At 67.1% G+C, this 12,193-nt stretch carries 13 protein-coding genes and 1 pseudogene; 7 read left to right on the forward strand and 7 right to left on the reverse strand.

Annotated features, from left to right (window positions below):
* From AC5RWU_RS22425 to AC5RWU_RS22445, 5 genes are all read right to left on the reverse strand, one after another.
* Window positions 1–1,600: S-layer homology domain-containing protein (locus tag AC5RWU_RS22425; RefSeq protein WP_494037328.1), on the reverse strand; the 1,600-nt coding region annotated here is incomplete at its 3' end.
* 405 nt (window positions 1,601–2,005) lie between these two features.
* Window positions 2,006–2,437 carry a hypothetical protein gene (locus AC5RWU_RS22430; RefSeq protein ID WP_493986390.1) on the reverse strand — a complete coding sequence of 144 codons (432 nt, stop codon included), beginning with the start codon at window positions 2,435–2,437 and terminating at the stop codon, window positions 2,006–2,008.
* Window positions 2,438–2,807: 370 nt separating this feature from the next.
* Window positions 2,808–3,116: a DUF3263 domain-containing protein gene (locus AC5RWU_RS22435; protein WP_493986391.1), complete on the reverse strand. Its 309-nt coding sequence runs from the start codon at window positions 3,114–3,116 to the stop codon at window positions 2,808–2,810.
* A gap of 157 nt (window positions 3,117–3,273) precedes the next feature.
* Window positions 3,274–3,672 (reverse strand): hypothetical protein, encoded by a 399-nt coding sequence (locus tag AC5RWU_RS22440; RefSeq protein ID WP_493986392.1) that lies wholly within the window; start codon window positions 3,670–3,672, stop codon window positions 3,274–3,276.
* Window positions 3,673–4,275: 603 nt separating this feature from the next.
* Window positions 4,276–4,449, reverse strand: a complete 174-nt coding sequence (locus tag AC5RWU_RS22445) for a hypothetical protein (RefSeq protein WP_493986402.1) — start codon at window positions 4,447–4,449, stop codon at window positions 4,276–4,278.
* A gap of 1 nt (window position 4,450) precedes the next feature.
* Here AC5RWU_RS22445 and AC5RWU_RS22450 point away from each other — a divergent pair.
* Window positions 4,451–4,552, forward strand: a pseudogene (locus AC5RWU_RS22450) (Lsr2 family DNA-binding protein); the annotation flags it as partial.
* A 168-nt stretch (window positions 4,553–4,720) separates the two neighbouring features.
* Here the strand turns inward: AC5RWU_RS22450 and AC5RWU_RS22455 are convergent.
* Complete coding sequence (locus AC5RWU_RS22455) at window positions 4,721–6,388, reverse strand: S-layer homology domain-containing protein (protein WP_493986393.1); 1,668 nt, start codon at window positions 6,386–6,388, stop codon at window positions 4,721–4,723.
* 600 nt (window positions 6,389–6,988) lie between these two features.
* Between AC5RWU_RS22455 and AC5RWU_RS22460 the strand changes: the two genes are divergently transcribed.
* From AC5RWU_RS22460 to phoU, 3 genes are all read left to right on the forward strand, one after another.
* Entirely contained in the window at window positions 6,989–7,408 is a 420-nt protein-coding gene (locus tag AC5RWU_RS22460; RefSeq protein WP_493986400.1) for a DUF3040 domain-containing protein, read from the forward strand.
* On the forward strand, window positions 7,344–8,369 hold the full coding sequence (locus AC5RWU_RS22465) for an NADP-dependent oxidoreductase (RefSeq protein ID WP_494037329.1): 1,026 nt from the start codon (window positions 7,344–7,346) through the stop codon (window positions 8,367–8,369). The genes AC5RWU_RS22460 and AC5RWU_RS22465 overlap by 65 nt, the downstream gene beginning before the upstream one ends.
* A 566-nt stretch (window positions 8,370–8,935) precedes the next feature.
* Entirely contained in the window at window positions 8,936–9,598 is a 663-nt protein-coding gene (gene phoU / locus AC5RWU_RS22470; RefSeq protein WP_493986394.1) for a phosphate signaling complex protein PhoU, read from the forward strand.
* A 99-nt stretch (window positions 9,599–9,697) separates the two neighbouring features.
* Here phoU and AC5RWU_RS22475 read toward each other — a convergent pair whose 3' ends face one another.
* The gene (locus AC5RWU_RS22475) at window positions 9,698–9,919 is read right to left on the reverse strand and encodes a YegP family protein (RefSeq protein WP_493986395.1); all 222 of its coding nucleotides are present in this window, start codon (window positions 9,917–9,919) and stop codon (window positions 9,698–9,700) included.
* Window positions 9,920–10,270: 351 nt separating this feature from the next.
* On the opposite strand from AC5RWU_RS22475, the gene AC5RWU_RS22480 reads away from it, so the two are divergent.
* The 3 genes from AC5RWU_RS22480 to AC5RWU_RS22490 form a co-directional block, all read left to right on the forward strand.
* A complete protein-coding gene (locus tag AC5RWU_RS22480) occupies window positions 10,271–10,567 on the forward strand; it encodes a hypothetical protein (protein WP_493986396.1) in 297 nt (98 codons plus the stop codon).
* 92 nt (window positions 10,568–10,659) lie between these two features.
* Window positions 10,660–10,959 carry a DUF4193 domain-containing protein gene (locus tag AC5RWU_RS22485; protein ID WP_493986397.1) on the forward strand — a complete coding sequence of 100 codons (300 nt, stop codon included), beginning with the start codon at window positions 10,660–10,662 and terminating at the stop codon, window positions 10,957–10,959.
* Window positions 10,960–11,909: 950 nt separating this feature from the next.
* On the forward strand, window positions 11,910–12,193 hold a 284-nt coding region (locus AC5RWU_RS22490; protein WP_493986399.1), incomplete at its 3' end, for an Hsp20/alpha crystallin family protein.

Below are 12,193 nucleotides of genomic sequence, written 5' to 3' on the forward strand. Positions count from 1 at the left end.
CGTCGGCCCATCCGGTGACCACGCCCTTGGAGTGCAGGTCGGTGATTTCCTCGGCGAACTGGCTGCCGGACGGAACATCCTCGAACACCGGGTCCGGTACGGCCCCGATGACCGGAAGCTTGTCACTGTACCGGTAAAAGCGCAGGGCCCGGGCCATGTAGTTGCGGTCGACGATCAGGTCCGGGCCGAAGATTCCCGGAGGGCTGATCACGACGGTCGTGGTCTGTCCCATCCAGGCCATCTCCTCATAGTTCTGCATCCCGGGCTGGATGTCGGTGTAGGAGTGCAGCTGTACACCGGGCGGCTCCGTGGGACGGCCGGCCAGCCGGTGCAGGAAGACCGCCAGGGTGCGGCGGGTGACCTGCTCCTCCGGGCGGAAGGTTCCGTCGCGGAAGCCGGTGTCGATGCCCATGGCTGCGATCCAGCTGATGGCCTCATGCTCCTCGGACTCAGCGGGCACGTCCTTGAAGTCCGGCGTGTCCTCGGGCACGGGCGGGGATCCGGCGAACCGGTACAGGATCCCAGCCAGAGCTCCCCGGGTCACAGGGGCATCGGGGCGGAAGGTGCCGTCGGGGTAACCGGTCAGGTAGCCGCTCACGGCCGCCCAGGTGATCGTGCCGAACCGGGTGTGGTCGGGGTCAACATCGGAAAACAGCTGGGGCTTTTGCAGGCCTACGTTAATGTCGATGGCGACCTCCCCGGCGCCGACGGTGACGGGCGTGGGCTCCCCGTGCACGCCCTGTTCGCTGTACCACAGGTCCAGGGCGCCGCTGGTGCCGCCGACGAACTTGACCCGGTAGGTTCCCGGACCCAGCCCGGTCAGCTCGTAGGTCCCGTCCGCGTCCACCCCCGTGCGCGCCGCGACGGATCCGTCCGCTGCATAGGCCTCCACGGCCAGGAGGCTGTAGGTCGTGTCCCCGGTCCAGACCTCACCGATAATGGCCGCCGGTCCCCGGCCCGGGGTCAGGCCGCGTTCGGACAGATAGGCTCCTGAATAGCAGTGCCAGCCGCTCATCTCCTTGAGCGCCTGGTATTCGGCCGGATCAACGCTCAGGTTCCACCGGGCCTTTGTCAGAATCACTCTGATCGCATATTTGCAGTCCAGCACATCCCACGGCGACCGCCATTCCGCCGCATCCTTGGACCCCTTGTCCGCATCGACCGCAGTCGACACGTCCACCAGGGCAATCTGCGGGTACTTCAGATCGTTGGCGAAAGCACGGCGCTGTTCGGCAGTCCAGGCCCATGCCCCCGACTGCCAGGCCTCCTCCAGCGCGACCACATGATCGACCGTCATCCGGGCCGGATCCGTCACTGACACGCCATCGTAATTGGTGCTCCACTGACCGGAGACGATCCGGCACGGCGGCTCAACGACCGCGGGCGGATGGGAAGCGGCGATGAGCACCTCACTGCGGGTGTCACAGCCGTCCCCGTCCGCATCAATCCAATGCTCAAAGGCACCCGGATCAAAGGGCGGGCTCGCCTCCGGGCGCACCACCAGGGTTTCCAGCAGATCCGCCGCCTTCATCGCCCCGTCATCCGGCGCCGCCCCGGGCGCTGCCGCCGGCGCGGCAGCGGCCAGGCCTGTCAGGAACACCGGCACCAAAGCCGCCGCAACCCACGCACTGACAACCCTGCGACCCGGCCATACCCGTTCTCCAAGCATCCCGTTCCCCCAAACGTCAGCCAGCGCCCCCATCGGGCCTGCCCTTTATCCTTGCATCTGCATGTAAGAAGCAAAAGGGTGAAACCACCGTTACCCGAAACTTCAACCTTTAACCTGACACCGCCGGCCGGCGCCGTTAGGCTGCCTGACCGAAGGACTGTACAGCAGGACATGTGCGCAGTTATCGGCTTAAGGGTGCGGAACCGGAGATGCAGCGCACCTGCAAGGCCATGCCGGAGGTATATGGCAGCGTCTGGGCCGTCCACCTGCGCAGGCTCAAGCGGTACGCGGAGGCGGGCCTCCCGTAATCCTCCGGCGGTAATCCTCCGGCAGGGGCTATTCCTCCAGAAGCTTCAGGCCCAGCCGCTGGCAGACTTGGGAGCTGCCGGGGAAGACCCCGACCTCGTCCTCGTAGAGGCAGGCGCTCAGTTCCGGCACGGTGAACGTGATGGTCGTATCCTCCGGGTCGAAACCGCTGTCCGGATCCAGGGCCTCCGGATTGATACCGTGCCGTGTCAGTGTGCCGTTCCGCCACTTCTCCGCGCAGTGCCCGATCGCTTCGGCCGGCGGCCTGTTGCGCGGGTGCGCCAGGCTGAGGGCGTCATCGGCCTCAGGCTCCGGAGCGGGAAAGCAGCGGATGGTGCTCTGGTCGGCGACCGCCTGGCCGGCGGCCGCCTGACCGGCAATGTATACGCCTCCGGCCGTGGCCCCGGCAGCAATAAGAGCGACGGCGGCGATCGCCGCCGTGCGTTTGATGCTTGGCATCATTCCCCCTCATGAAGCAAAGCCTGGCCTGGGTGCCGGACGGGACCGGCCCACGCCTGTCAGTCTGCACAGTACCGCGCCCGTAGCCCGGGTGCCGGGTACGTGTCCTGCTAACGTTTCGATCACACGGCCATCCCGTGCTGCGTCTCTGCGGAAACTGCTGGATCAACGCAGACGCTGGTATCGGCGTTTACGGTCCAGAACACAGGCTTTCCGCTCAGGGCCGCAGCAGCTTTGCCGGACCGGTCAGGGAATAGCTGGAAGCAGGAGAACCGGCCGGCCACATTATGGGGCCGAGCAGATGGGGCCGGCCGCGGAACCGGCGGTTGGCCGCTGAGTGCCGCAGTTCAGCCGCACCGGCCCTGGGTTTGTTCTAGGCGAAGTTATGTCCCAGGCGGCGTTCGGTGCGGGCCCGCTGTCGGGTGGTGCGCATCCGTCGCAGCCGCTTGACGAGCATGGGGTCGTGGGCGAGGGCGGCCTCCGTGTCGATCAGCGCGTTGAGGATCTGGTAGTAGGACACGGCGGGGATGTTGAACTGTTCGCGGATCACCTGTTCCTTGGCGCCGGGGTATTTGTACCAGTTGCGTTCCAGCGCGAGGATGGACCGGTCCCTGTCGCTCAGTCCGCCGGGACTGTCGTCAGGTTCCGGGGTCAGTGCCGTGGTGCCGTCCGTTGCCGCCATGATTTTTCGTCTCCTCCGGTCCCCAAGGTTTTTCATCGTATGCGGCGCCACCCACAAAATAAGGGGCCGGGACAGCCCTTCGGACACTGGATCTTGTGAGTGGACAAGGCCGCCGGCAGACTGAGGAAGCAGTCCGGGGCAGCCGGGCGGCGGTTGCCTAGCGGCCGATGGCCGCGCTGATGGCGGCGAACTCTTCGCGGCTGAGCAGCCCCTGGGCAGGGGAGGAGACCACCTGGTCCCAGGTGCCCGGCAGCCGGCCCTCCTGGGAGTCCGGGGCGTCCTGGCCGAAGGTGTACGGGAAGGCTTTGAGGGTCTGGACCAGTTTGGTACGGTCGGTGCCGTAGGCGAAGGCCCGCAGGATGATCTCCGCCGGCTCCGGTTCCAGGGTGGCGCCCCGTTGCTGGGCGGCCTTCAGGGGGCGGTGTGCCTGGGCATCGCTGATGGACAGCAGATCGGCAACGTTCTGCCGGGACAGGCCGCGGTCGAGAATGTCCCCGGCGAGCAGCTCCAGGCGGTGCCGTGCCTGTCTGCGGAGCCGCTCCAGTTCAGGGTCCATGGGCCATTATTCTTCGGCCGGTACGTCGTCCGGCAGCCCCGCCCGGGGAGTGGCGGCGGTCTTCTGATAGGCGGCGGTGATGTACTCCTTGTATGTGGAGCGCTCCACACGCCACTGACCCCTGCCTCCGATCTGGATCGCGGGGAGTTTCCCGGAGCGGAGCAGTGCACAGGCCTGGACCTGGGGAGATGGCCGGATCTTCGGCTACCCGGGGCAGGGGCATGAAGGAGGGCGGCATGCTGCCATCGTGGCACAGGGTCCTGTCATCGGGGAAAGAGGGGTGAAGGGTGAACGTGGCAGCGGGGTCGGAGGCTTCAGGTCGCCTGGCCATCAGCAGGCTAAAGGCGTCGAACTCTGCCTGCCGTCCCGTCGGCTCTACCGGATGAAGGCCGGGTGGGGCGAATAGGGGTAGGCGCACTATCCGGATCCACACCAATAAAGCAGTATCCAAATAAATGGTTACGCTTTGTCCCGGTGTTTCACCGGGGCGCGGCCACCGCAAACGGGTGGGTTTCCTTCACCCGGTTCCACGGGGGCAGCGCGCGGCCCTGCCCTGGAGCGGCCGGAGGCTCCGGCCCCGTAGGGGGCCGGAGCCTGGCGGTGTTACGGTGCGGCCGGTGTCGGCAGCAGGGCCTGGGTGTCGAAGCGGTACAGGAACGCGGCCATTGCGTCGCGGTTGACCGGGGACCAGAGCCGGTAGGTCTTGGTCCCGTCGGCCTCGGTCCAGCCGGTGGAGATTTCCTTCTCGGCCAGCCAGCTCATCTCGGCGGAGGACACCCGGAAAATCCGTGAATGGGCGAAAGGAAACGGCTACACCGTTTCCGAACGGGGACGCATATCCGCCGACATCGCTGATGCCTATCAAAAGGCCGTTGCCTGACCCAAAATAAGGGCGGTCGTCCCTCACGGCTTTGTCTATCCGCAGAGAAAAGGGCGGAGCCAGGAATGGATGTACATACCCGGCTTCGCCCTTTTAACGAAAACCCTGCTGCTGCGTCATATGCGCTGTTACCGGCCTTTGACCGGTGGCTGGACTGCGTTCGTGTCCCTACTGGGTCGGAGCAGGGGTGGCGACCTTGGTGCTGTAGCGGTAGAAGAAGGCGGCCATCGCGTCGCGGTTGACCGGGGTGACGGGGCGGAAGGTGCGGGTGCCGTCGGCTTCCGGCCAGCCGGTGGAAATGCCCTGTGCGGCCAGCCAGGAGATCTCGTTGTAAAACTGCAGGTCCGTCGGCACGTCGGGGAAGGCCGGTTCGGCCGGCGGGGTGTAGGCCGGCTCCTCGGCCAACCGGTACAGGAACGCGGCCATCGCATCCCGGTTTATCGGCTCATAGGGGCGGAAGGTGCGGGTGCCGTCGGGCTCGGTCCAGCCGGTGGAAATGCCCTGTTCGGCCAGCCAGGCGATCTCCTTGTAGTACAAGTTGTCGGTGAACACATCCGGGAACGGGGAGACGGCCGGGGGCGTGTAGGCCGGAGAGCCGGCCATCCGGTACAGGAAGGCGGCGATCGCGTCGCGGGCGATGCGGGTGTGCGGGCGGTAGGTACCGTCCGGGTAGCCGGTGGCGATGCGTTGTTCGTGCATCCAGTTGATCTCGGTGTAGAACGGGTTGAACACCGGCACGTCCGTGAACGGGGTTAACGCGATAATGGAGATGCCCTCGTCGGTGCCGCTGACATAGGCCAGGGTGGCGGTGGGATTGACGGCGATGGACTTGGGGAAGTCCACCGAGGCGTCGTACGGGATGGTGGCCACCACGGTGTTGGCGGCGGTGTCGATGATATTCACCTCGGCCCCGGTGATCGCGGGAACCAGCACCAGGGTTCCAAGGTTGTTGGCGATGGGCCGCTGCGGAAACAGGCCGACGGGGATTTGGGCGGTGACGGTGTCGGTGCCGGAGTCGATGACCGCCAGGGAGGGGGCGCTGGAGTCGGTGTTGCTCACGTAGACACGGTCGCCCGGGCCGCCGGAGCTGACGGTCAGCGACGAGGGGTCGGTGCCGGCGGGGATCCTGGCGGTGGTTGTCATGGTATCGGCATCGACCACCGAGACCGTGTTGGTGGTGTCGTGGGTCAGGTAGAGCTTTTCGCCGTTGCCCCCCAGGACGGCGATGTCCGAGGGGGCGTCGTCGACGGGCACGCGGGCGGTGACGGTGTTGGTGGCGGTGTCGATGACGGCCACCTGGTCCGTGCCGGTCAGGGCGACGTAAAGCAGTGGTGGCCCGTCGGTGGTGAAGTCGAGGCCGAGGTCGAGGCCTGCAGGGGAGGCGCCGAGCGGGATGGTGGCTGCCACGGTGTTCGTGGCGGTGTCGATGACCGATATGGTCTCGGCGACGGAACTGGCCACATAGGCCCGGGACCCGGAAGTGTCCAGCACGATGTCGAAGGCGCCGTTGCCGACCGGTACGGTCGCGGTGACGGTGTTCGTCAACGTGTCGATGACCTGCACGCTGCTGCCGCTCAGGTCCGCTCCGGTACCCATATGGGTCACATACAGCCGGGTGGAGTTGGGGAAGCCAGCAAAACTGAAGGCCATCTCACCGGGATTGAAATCCGTGGCAATGCCGCCGACCACCGACGGGGTGAATCCCGGCGGAAGCCCCTCGGCCCGGGCCGGGGCGAGTCCGGCGGCCAACGCCAGGGCCAGGGCGAGTGTTCCTGCCGCCCCGGACCGCAGCCCGGTCCGGGCGCCGGTATGTCGACGGGCAGACTGAAGTCCCATGGTTCCCCCAATGAAGATGTGCGCGTGATGGCACCGAGCCTACTCCCGGCCTGTGGACCGGACCAGAGCTGGCCTGGACCGTCACGGGCTCGATCAGTTCCAGCCGTTATTGCGCGCCGAGTTCACCCAGACGCCCCGTCATATGCGCTGTTACCGGCGCCGACAGGGCCCCTGCTCGCTTCAAGGCCTCCGTTTTGCCTACGATAAGGCCCGCTTATGCGACAAATCCCCGGCCGGCCCCGTCTGTCAGCCCGAAACGCGGATGGGCGGTCATCCGGGGCTCACGGTGCCGTAACAGCGCCCGTCCGTCCCTGGTCGGTACAGGCGGGGGGATGGCCGGTGGCCCTTGTTGCCGGTGGGCAGGGCTCCGATCCGGAGGGGGAAGGGATCGGAGCCCTGCGGTTGGATGATCCGGCATCCGTGGCAGGAGACCTGCTGTGTCCTTACTCTGCTGGGCAGGTATGAGATCCGCGTGAGAGGGCGGTGAGAGTTTTCTCAAGAACGGATGACATTGATGCCGGCAGTGGGCCGAAGGGGTTGGGCCTGCCGGTTCCGCGCGCAGGTGCCCGCAGCACGGGCCAGGCTTCCACCACCTTAGGGGTGTGTGCCGGGACGCGTTGGGGGCCGCGCCCCGGGCGGCTGGAGGAACTGGAGCGCGAGTTCGGCGCCCGGGACGCGGAACCGGTTCACGGACTGTTCTCCGGCCCGAAGGCCCGGGTTGTGTTTACGGTCCTGGCCGTGGCGGGCGGGGCGGTGCTGCTGATTACCGGTATCGCCGCCAAGCTCATCCTGGTCGGGGTGGCCGGGTTCGTGCTGATGTACGCCGGCGTGTACCGATACGTGAGCCTGCGCTATCGCGGCCACCGCTTCCCCCGACGCAGTCAGGCGGACAGGCCTGACCGGCAGCCTGTCAGAACGGGGGAGGCGAACCTTGCGACGGTCAGCCCGGACGCTAATGGCCTTCCTGTTCCACGTATTGGACCCCGGCGATCTCGTGGTCCAAGTCGACCGCAGGAATAGCGCGCTGGGATGTCGTGTTGCGAGGGATATGAAGGTTATTGGATTCAACACCCCAGGTGACCCAGACGTTCTCGAAGTCATGGAGATTCCCGATCCTGTTCCAGGTGAGGGCGAAGTCCTGATCCGCGTTCACGCGGCCGCCGTGAACCCCACCGACACGTTAGGGCGTGCCGGTCGGCGTCGTGCTGGGAAAGCTGGGCCGCCGTACGTCCTGGGAATGGATGTGGCCGGAGTGGTCGAGCAGATCGGCCCTGAGACACAGACTGATCTGAAGGTCGGCGATCGTGTCATGGCCATCATCGTTCCGCGCGGCTCGTATGGGGCCTATTCGGAGCGCGTCGCGGTTCCGCCCGATTCCGTGGCGCCGATTCCGTCGAACGCGGGCTTGGCCGAAGCCAGCACCCTGCCGATGAACGGGCTGACCGCTCGGCTGGCCTTGGACACTCTGGATCTCAGCGCTGGTGATGTGGTGGCTGTGACCGGTGCGGCCGGGATCATGGGTGGTTATGCGGTGCAACTGGCGAAGGCCGATGGGCTGGCGGTGGTGGCGGATGCTGCGCCGAAGGATGAGGAGCTCGTGAAGAGTTTGGGAGCTGACCTGGTGCTCCCCCGCGGCGAAGGCTTCGCAGCGCGAGTGCGCGAGCATTATCCCGATGGTGTGGATGCGGTGATCGACGGGGCAGCGCAGGTGGACGAGATCGCGGCGGCGGTCAAGGACAGCGGAACTGTGATCACCCTTCGCGGATATGACGAACCCGGCGAGCGGGGCATTGTGTTCCAGCCGATCCTGGTGGTCGACTACGCCCGTGAGTCGGAGAAGTTGAACACCCTACGCATCCAGGTTGAAGAAGGCCTTTTGAGCCTGCGCGTAGCGGAGGAGCTTCCGATGAAACAGGCTCCTGAAGCTCACCGGCGCCTCGAAGCAGGAGGGGTGCGCGGGCGGATCGTACTGGCGTTCTGACGTTGCTTCGGTGGGCTGCGGTCCCGATGCCGGTGAACCGAAAAGGATTGGAGTTCATCGACAATCGGGGCGGAGCAAGGCCAGATCCGTCAATGGCCGGCGCCCCCCGGTAAAAGGGAAAAGCCGGAGGGGCGCCGGTGTCACTGTGCCAACCGGACGTATCGGGGGTCCTGCTTCTCCGCAAAGAGACACCCCAGTCTCGGCACAGCACCTTGGGAAAACCTCAGAGCACAGGCACTTGGACCCGGCGCGAAGATCCCAGGGGCCGCTGATGGATCCGATGACGGCTTTGGCCCGGGCCTCACCGAGCGGATAGTCCGTCCCGCAGCCGGCCAGCACCGGCATCGCTGCCGCCGCCAGCACGGCCCGCCGGCCGGGATGAACCGTCTTCACCGTTGTCCAGCTCCCTTCGCCGGCGTGGACCGAACCCGTTCCCGCCCGGGCCTGTGCCTTCGGGCCGGTCCCGCAGCCTGTAACCGACCAGATTACCCCCGAACCCCCGGCGGCCGGGCGGGCTGTGGCATAGTTGCCGCAGGCAGATACAGCAGGAATGATGAGGCGGGGCCGTGCGCGAGACGTACCGGGAGGAGCTGGACCGGATCGACACCGGGCTGGTGGAGATGGCCGGAATGGTCCTTGGCGCGATCAGGGCCGCCGGGACGGCCCTGGAACACACCGATCTGGAGCAGGCCCAGGACGTGATCGCCGGGGACCTGGCCATCGATGCGCTGCAGGCCGAGGTCGATGAACGGATCATCCGGGTGCTGGCCCTGCAGGGACCGGTCGCCGGGGACCTGCGGATGCTGGTCAGCGCCCTGCGGATCAGCGCCTCGCTCGAACGCATGGGCGACCTGGCCCGCCACCTCGGGCAGCTGACCCGCCTGCGCTACCCGCTGGCCGTGATCCCCGAACCCCTGGCCGGCACCTTCCGGGAGATGGCTGCCCAGGACACGGCGATCGCCGGCGACGTCCGGGAACTGCTCAGCACCCGGGACCTGGTCCTGGCCGACACGATCCATGCGGCCAACGAGCGGGTCAACCGGCTGCACGCGGGAAACTTCCGGGCCATCGCCGCACCCGAATGGGACCAGCCCGCACCCCGGGCCGTGGATGTCATGCTGGCCAGCCGCTACCTCGAACGCTTCGCTGACCACGGCACCGCCGTGGCCCGGAAAATCACCTACCTGGTCACCGGCCAATGGCAGCCGGACCCCCAGACCCGCAAATAGAAACCCGCAGACAGACACCCTGCGGATCGAAGCGGCCCGCAGCAGCAGCGGCGCCTGACCGGGCCGGTGCCATCCGGTCCGGGTCTATCCGGACCCGGTCTAGTTAGTCCGGGTATCTTCGGTCCGGGTTTTGTCTGCCGGGGTTGTCAGGTCGGTGATCAGCGCGCCGGCGGCGTGTTCGCGCACGGCCTCAATGGCCCTGACAATGGCGGTTTTGTCCTCAAATCCGTCCGAGACCGCCACGACCGCACCTTCGCCGGTGGTCAGCCGGAACCGGAACACCCCGCCGGTATCGGTGAAGATTTCGAATCCTCCGGCCATCACAGAACCTCCCCCTCGGTGTTTTGAGCGTCCTGCGCACATTACCGGCAAAGCCGGCGGTTTCCACCCCCGGGTTACCTCCCGGAACCCCAAACCGGCCCCCGGCACGGCAGGGGACCGGCCCGGGTCGTCTGCCGCACCGGCCGCAGCGGAGGCACGGCCGGGGCGTGGATGTCACAGAAGGGCGGCCGTTTTCGCCCGGGGCCGGGGGCCGGGAGACAATCCGGCCATGGATAGAGGGGATGCGGTCCGGATGGGAGAGGATCCGGCGGGCACCGCGACGGCGTTCTGTGACCTGCTGCTGGACTGGGGCCGCCGCGGGCAGGGGGGGAGCCGGACGGCACGGTCCTGGTGGAGAGCCTGCGCCGGCTGGTCTCTCCGCTGTCGGGGTGGGAATCGGACCGGGGCCTGGAGCTGGCGCGGGAGATCATCGCCGCCATCGGCTCACCGGTCTATGACATTGATGCCGAACATGCACCCGGCCACCCGGATGTGTGCTGGTTCAGGATCCTGGAGCCTGCCGCCGGCGGCCGGGTCCCGGGCAGCGTGGCCCTGGTCTTGACCCTGATCAGATGCGGGGACGGCCGCTGGCGCATCCACGGCATCGGCGACCCGGTACCGGCCGCAGAGATCCCCCGCCCGGAATAACCCACCCACTGGCCGGCTGTTGCGCGATCCAAGCGGTGTGCTGTCTAATGCTTGCTCCACCCCCTTTTCGATAAGGAGAAGAGCAGCCCCCGATGGCCACCGATTACGACGCACCCCGGACCACCGCCGAGGACGAGCCCACCGATTCCCTCGAAGGGCTGCGTGCCCAGCGCGGTGCCGCACAGACAGCGGTCATCGACGTCGACGAGAACGACACCGCCGAAGGCATCGACCTGCCCGGCGCCGACCTGTCCGGCGAAGAGCTGCATGTGCGGGTGATCCCCGTCCAGGCCGATGAGTTCACCTGCGGATCCTGCTTCCTGGTCCACCACCGCTCCCGGAAAGCCTGTGAGAAGGACGGCGTGGCCTACTGCCGCGACTGCGAAGACTGAGAAAGGCAGCCACCCCGACGACAGCGCGGTGACCGGCAGACCAGTGGGCTCCCCTCGTGCGGGCCGCGCTCGTTCGATGACGGGGCCTGGTGTCACCGGCGGAAGAGGGGCACCAGAAGCATCAGGATGCTGACCGCGGCTGAGGCCACGAGCATCGAGACCCAGGGAATGTCCATGTGCAGGTTTTCGCGCTCCGGAACCGGCCGGCATGTCCGTGCACGGTATTGGCCGTATCGCGCCGCTCCACGGCGGGTAGGGAGCAGGCCGGAGGCATCCCAAAGGGTGGAACTGTCCGGGACGGGGGCTGTGGCGGTTTCAGGCGAACCAGTTCCAGTTGGGGGGTGTCCAGGTATCCGGTACCCGGTGGGTGCGGGTACTCCGGCAGCGGCTGCAGGTGTAGGCGGCCTGGGCCGGTTCCTGCCGGCCCTCCGGCAGGGTGCGGGCCGGGACATACTCGTCGAAGCGGAGGGACTCATCGGTTCCGCATCCGGGACAGGAAGGCACTTCAGCACCGGCCAGGGGGAACCTGCCTGTGCTGGAGCCCGGGCCGGTGCCGGGGCCGCTGCGGGGTTTGGGGACTGGCATTGGGCGATCACCACATTGTCATCAGTGCCGGTGTACCGCACGGTTCGCCGGCAGGGGGCTGATATCGGCGGGAGCATCCGGGATGGCCGGCCCGGGCTCTTACCCGCCCGGATGCGGTTCTTCCTCACCGCTTCCGGCGGTATCTCAGGGTAGCCCGGCCGCCGGTCCGGGGACAGGCCCGGCTGACGGAAAATGCGATAACCGCTGAGCGCCTGCGTGTCCGGGGCTGCCGTCTTTGCCGCTTCCCGGAACCCCGGAAACGGCCTACCGCTTCCGGGCGGCGGGCGTTAATATGGTCGTAGTTGAGCGTAGTCGGCTCAACTTTGGGATGAACGAAGTTTGGAATGAAGGAGTTGGTGAGCGTGGTGACCAGGTTTGATCCATTCCAGGAACTGGAACGTGCCTCCCAGGCCCTGTTAGGCCGCGGACAGGGGCCGCGGGTGATGCCGATGGACCTGTACCGGGAAGGGGACCACTACATCCTGAATGCGGATCTGCCCGGCATTGATCCGGGGTCGGTCGATCTCGAGGCGGACGGGCAGCTGCTGACCGTCCGGGCCCAGCGGACCCTGCCCGAGCACGAGGGTACGCAGTGGCTGCTGCGGGAGCGCGAGAGCGGCTCCTTCCTGCGCCAGCTGACCCTGGGCCA

It is taken from the genome of Arthrobacter sp. B0427-1-12, from assembly GCF_059092905.1.

Bases quoted from the DNA above. Each gene is read 5' to 3' on its own strand.
- AC5RWU_RS22430 (WP_493986390.1), bottom strand. From the start codon at position 2,437: ATGATGCCAAGCATCAAACGCACGGCGGCGATCGCCGCCGTCGCTCTT.
- AC5RWU_RS22455 (WP_493986393.1), bottom strand. From the start codon at position 6,388: ATGGGACTTCAGTCTGCCCGTCGACATACCGGCGCCCGGACCGGGCTG.
- AC5RWU_RS22440 (WP_493986392.1), bottom strand. From the start codon at position 3,672: ATGGACCCTGAACTGGAGCGGCTCCGCAGACAGGCACGGCACCGCCTG.
- AC5RWU_RS22485 (WP_493986397.1), top strand. From the start codon at position 10,660: ATGGCCACCGATTACGACGCACCCCGGACCACCGCCGAGGACGAGCCC.
- AC5RWU_RS22435 (WP_493986391.1), bottom strand. From the start codon at position 3,116: ATGGCGGCAACGGACGGCACCACGGCACTGACCCCGGAACCTGACGAC.
- AC5RWU_RS22475 (WP_493986395.1), bottom strand. From the start codon at position 9,919: ATGGCCGGAGGATTCGAAATCTTCACCGATACCGGCGGGGTGTTCCGG.
- AC5RWU_RS22465 (WP_494037329.1), top strand. From the start codon at position 7,344: ATGGCCTTCCTGTTCCACGTATTGGACCCCGGCGATCTCGTGGTCCAA.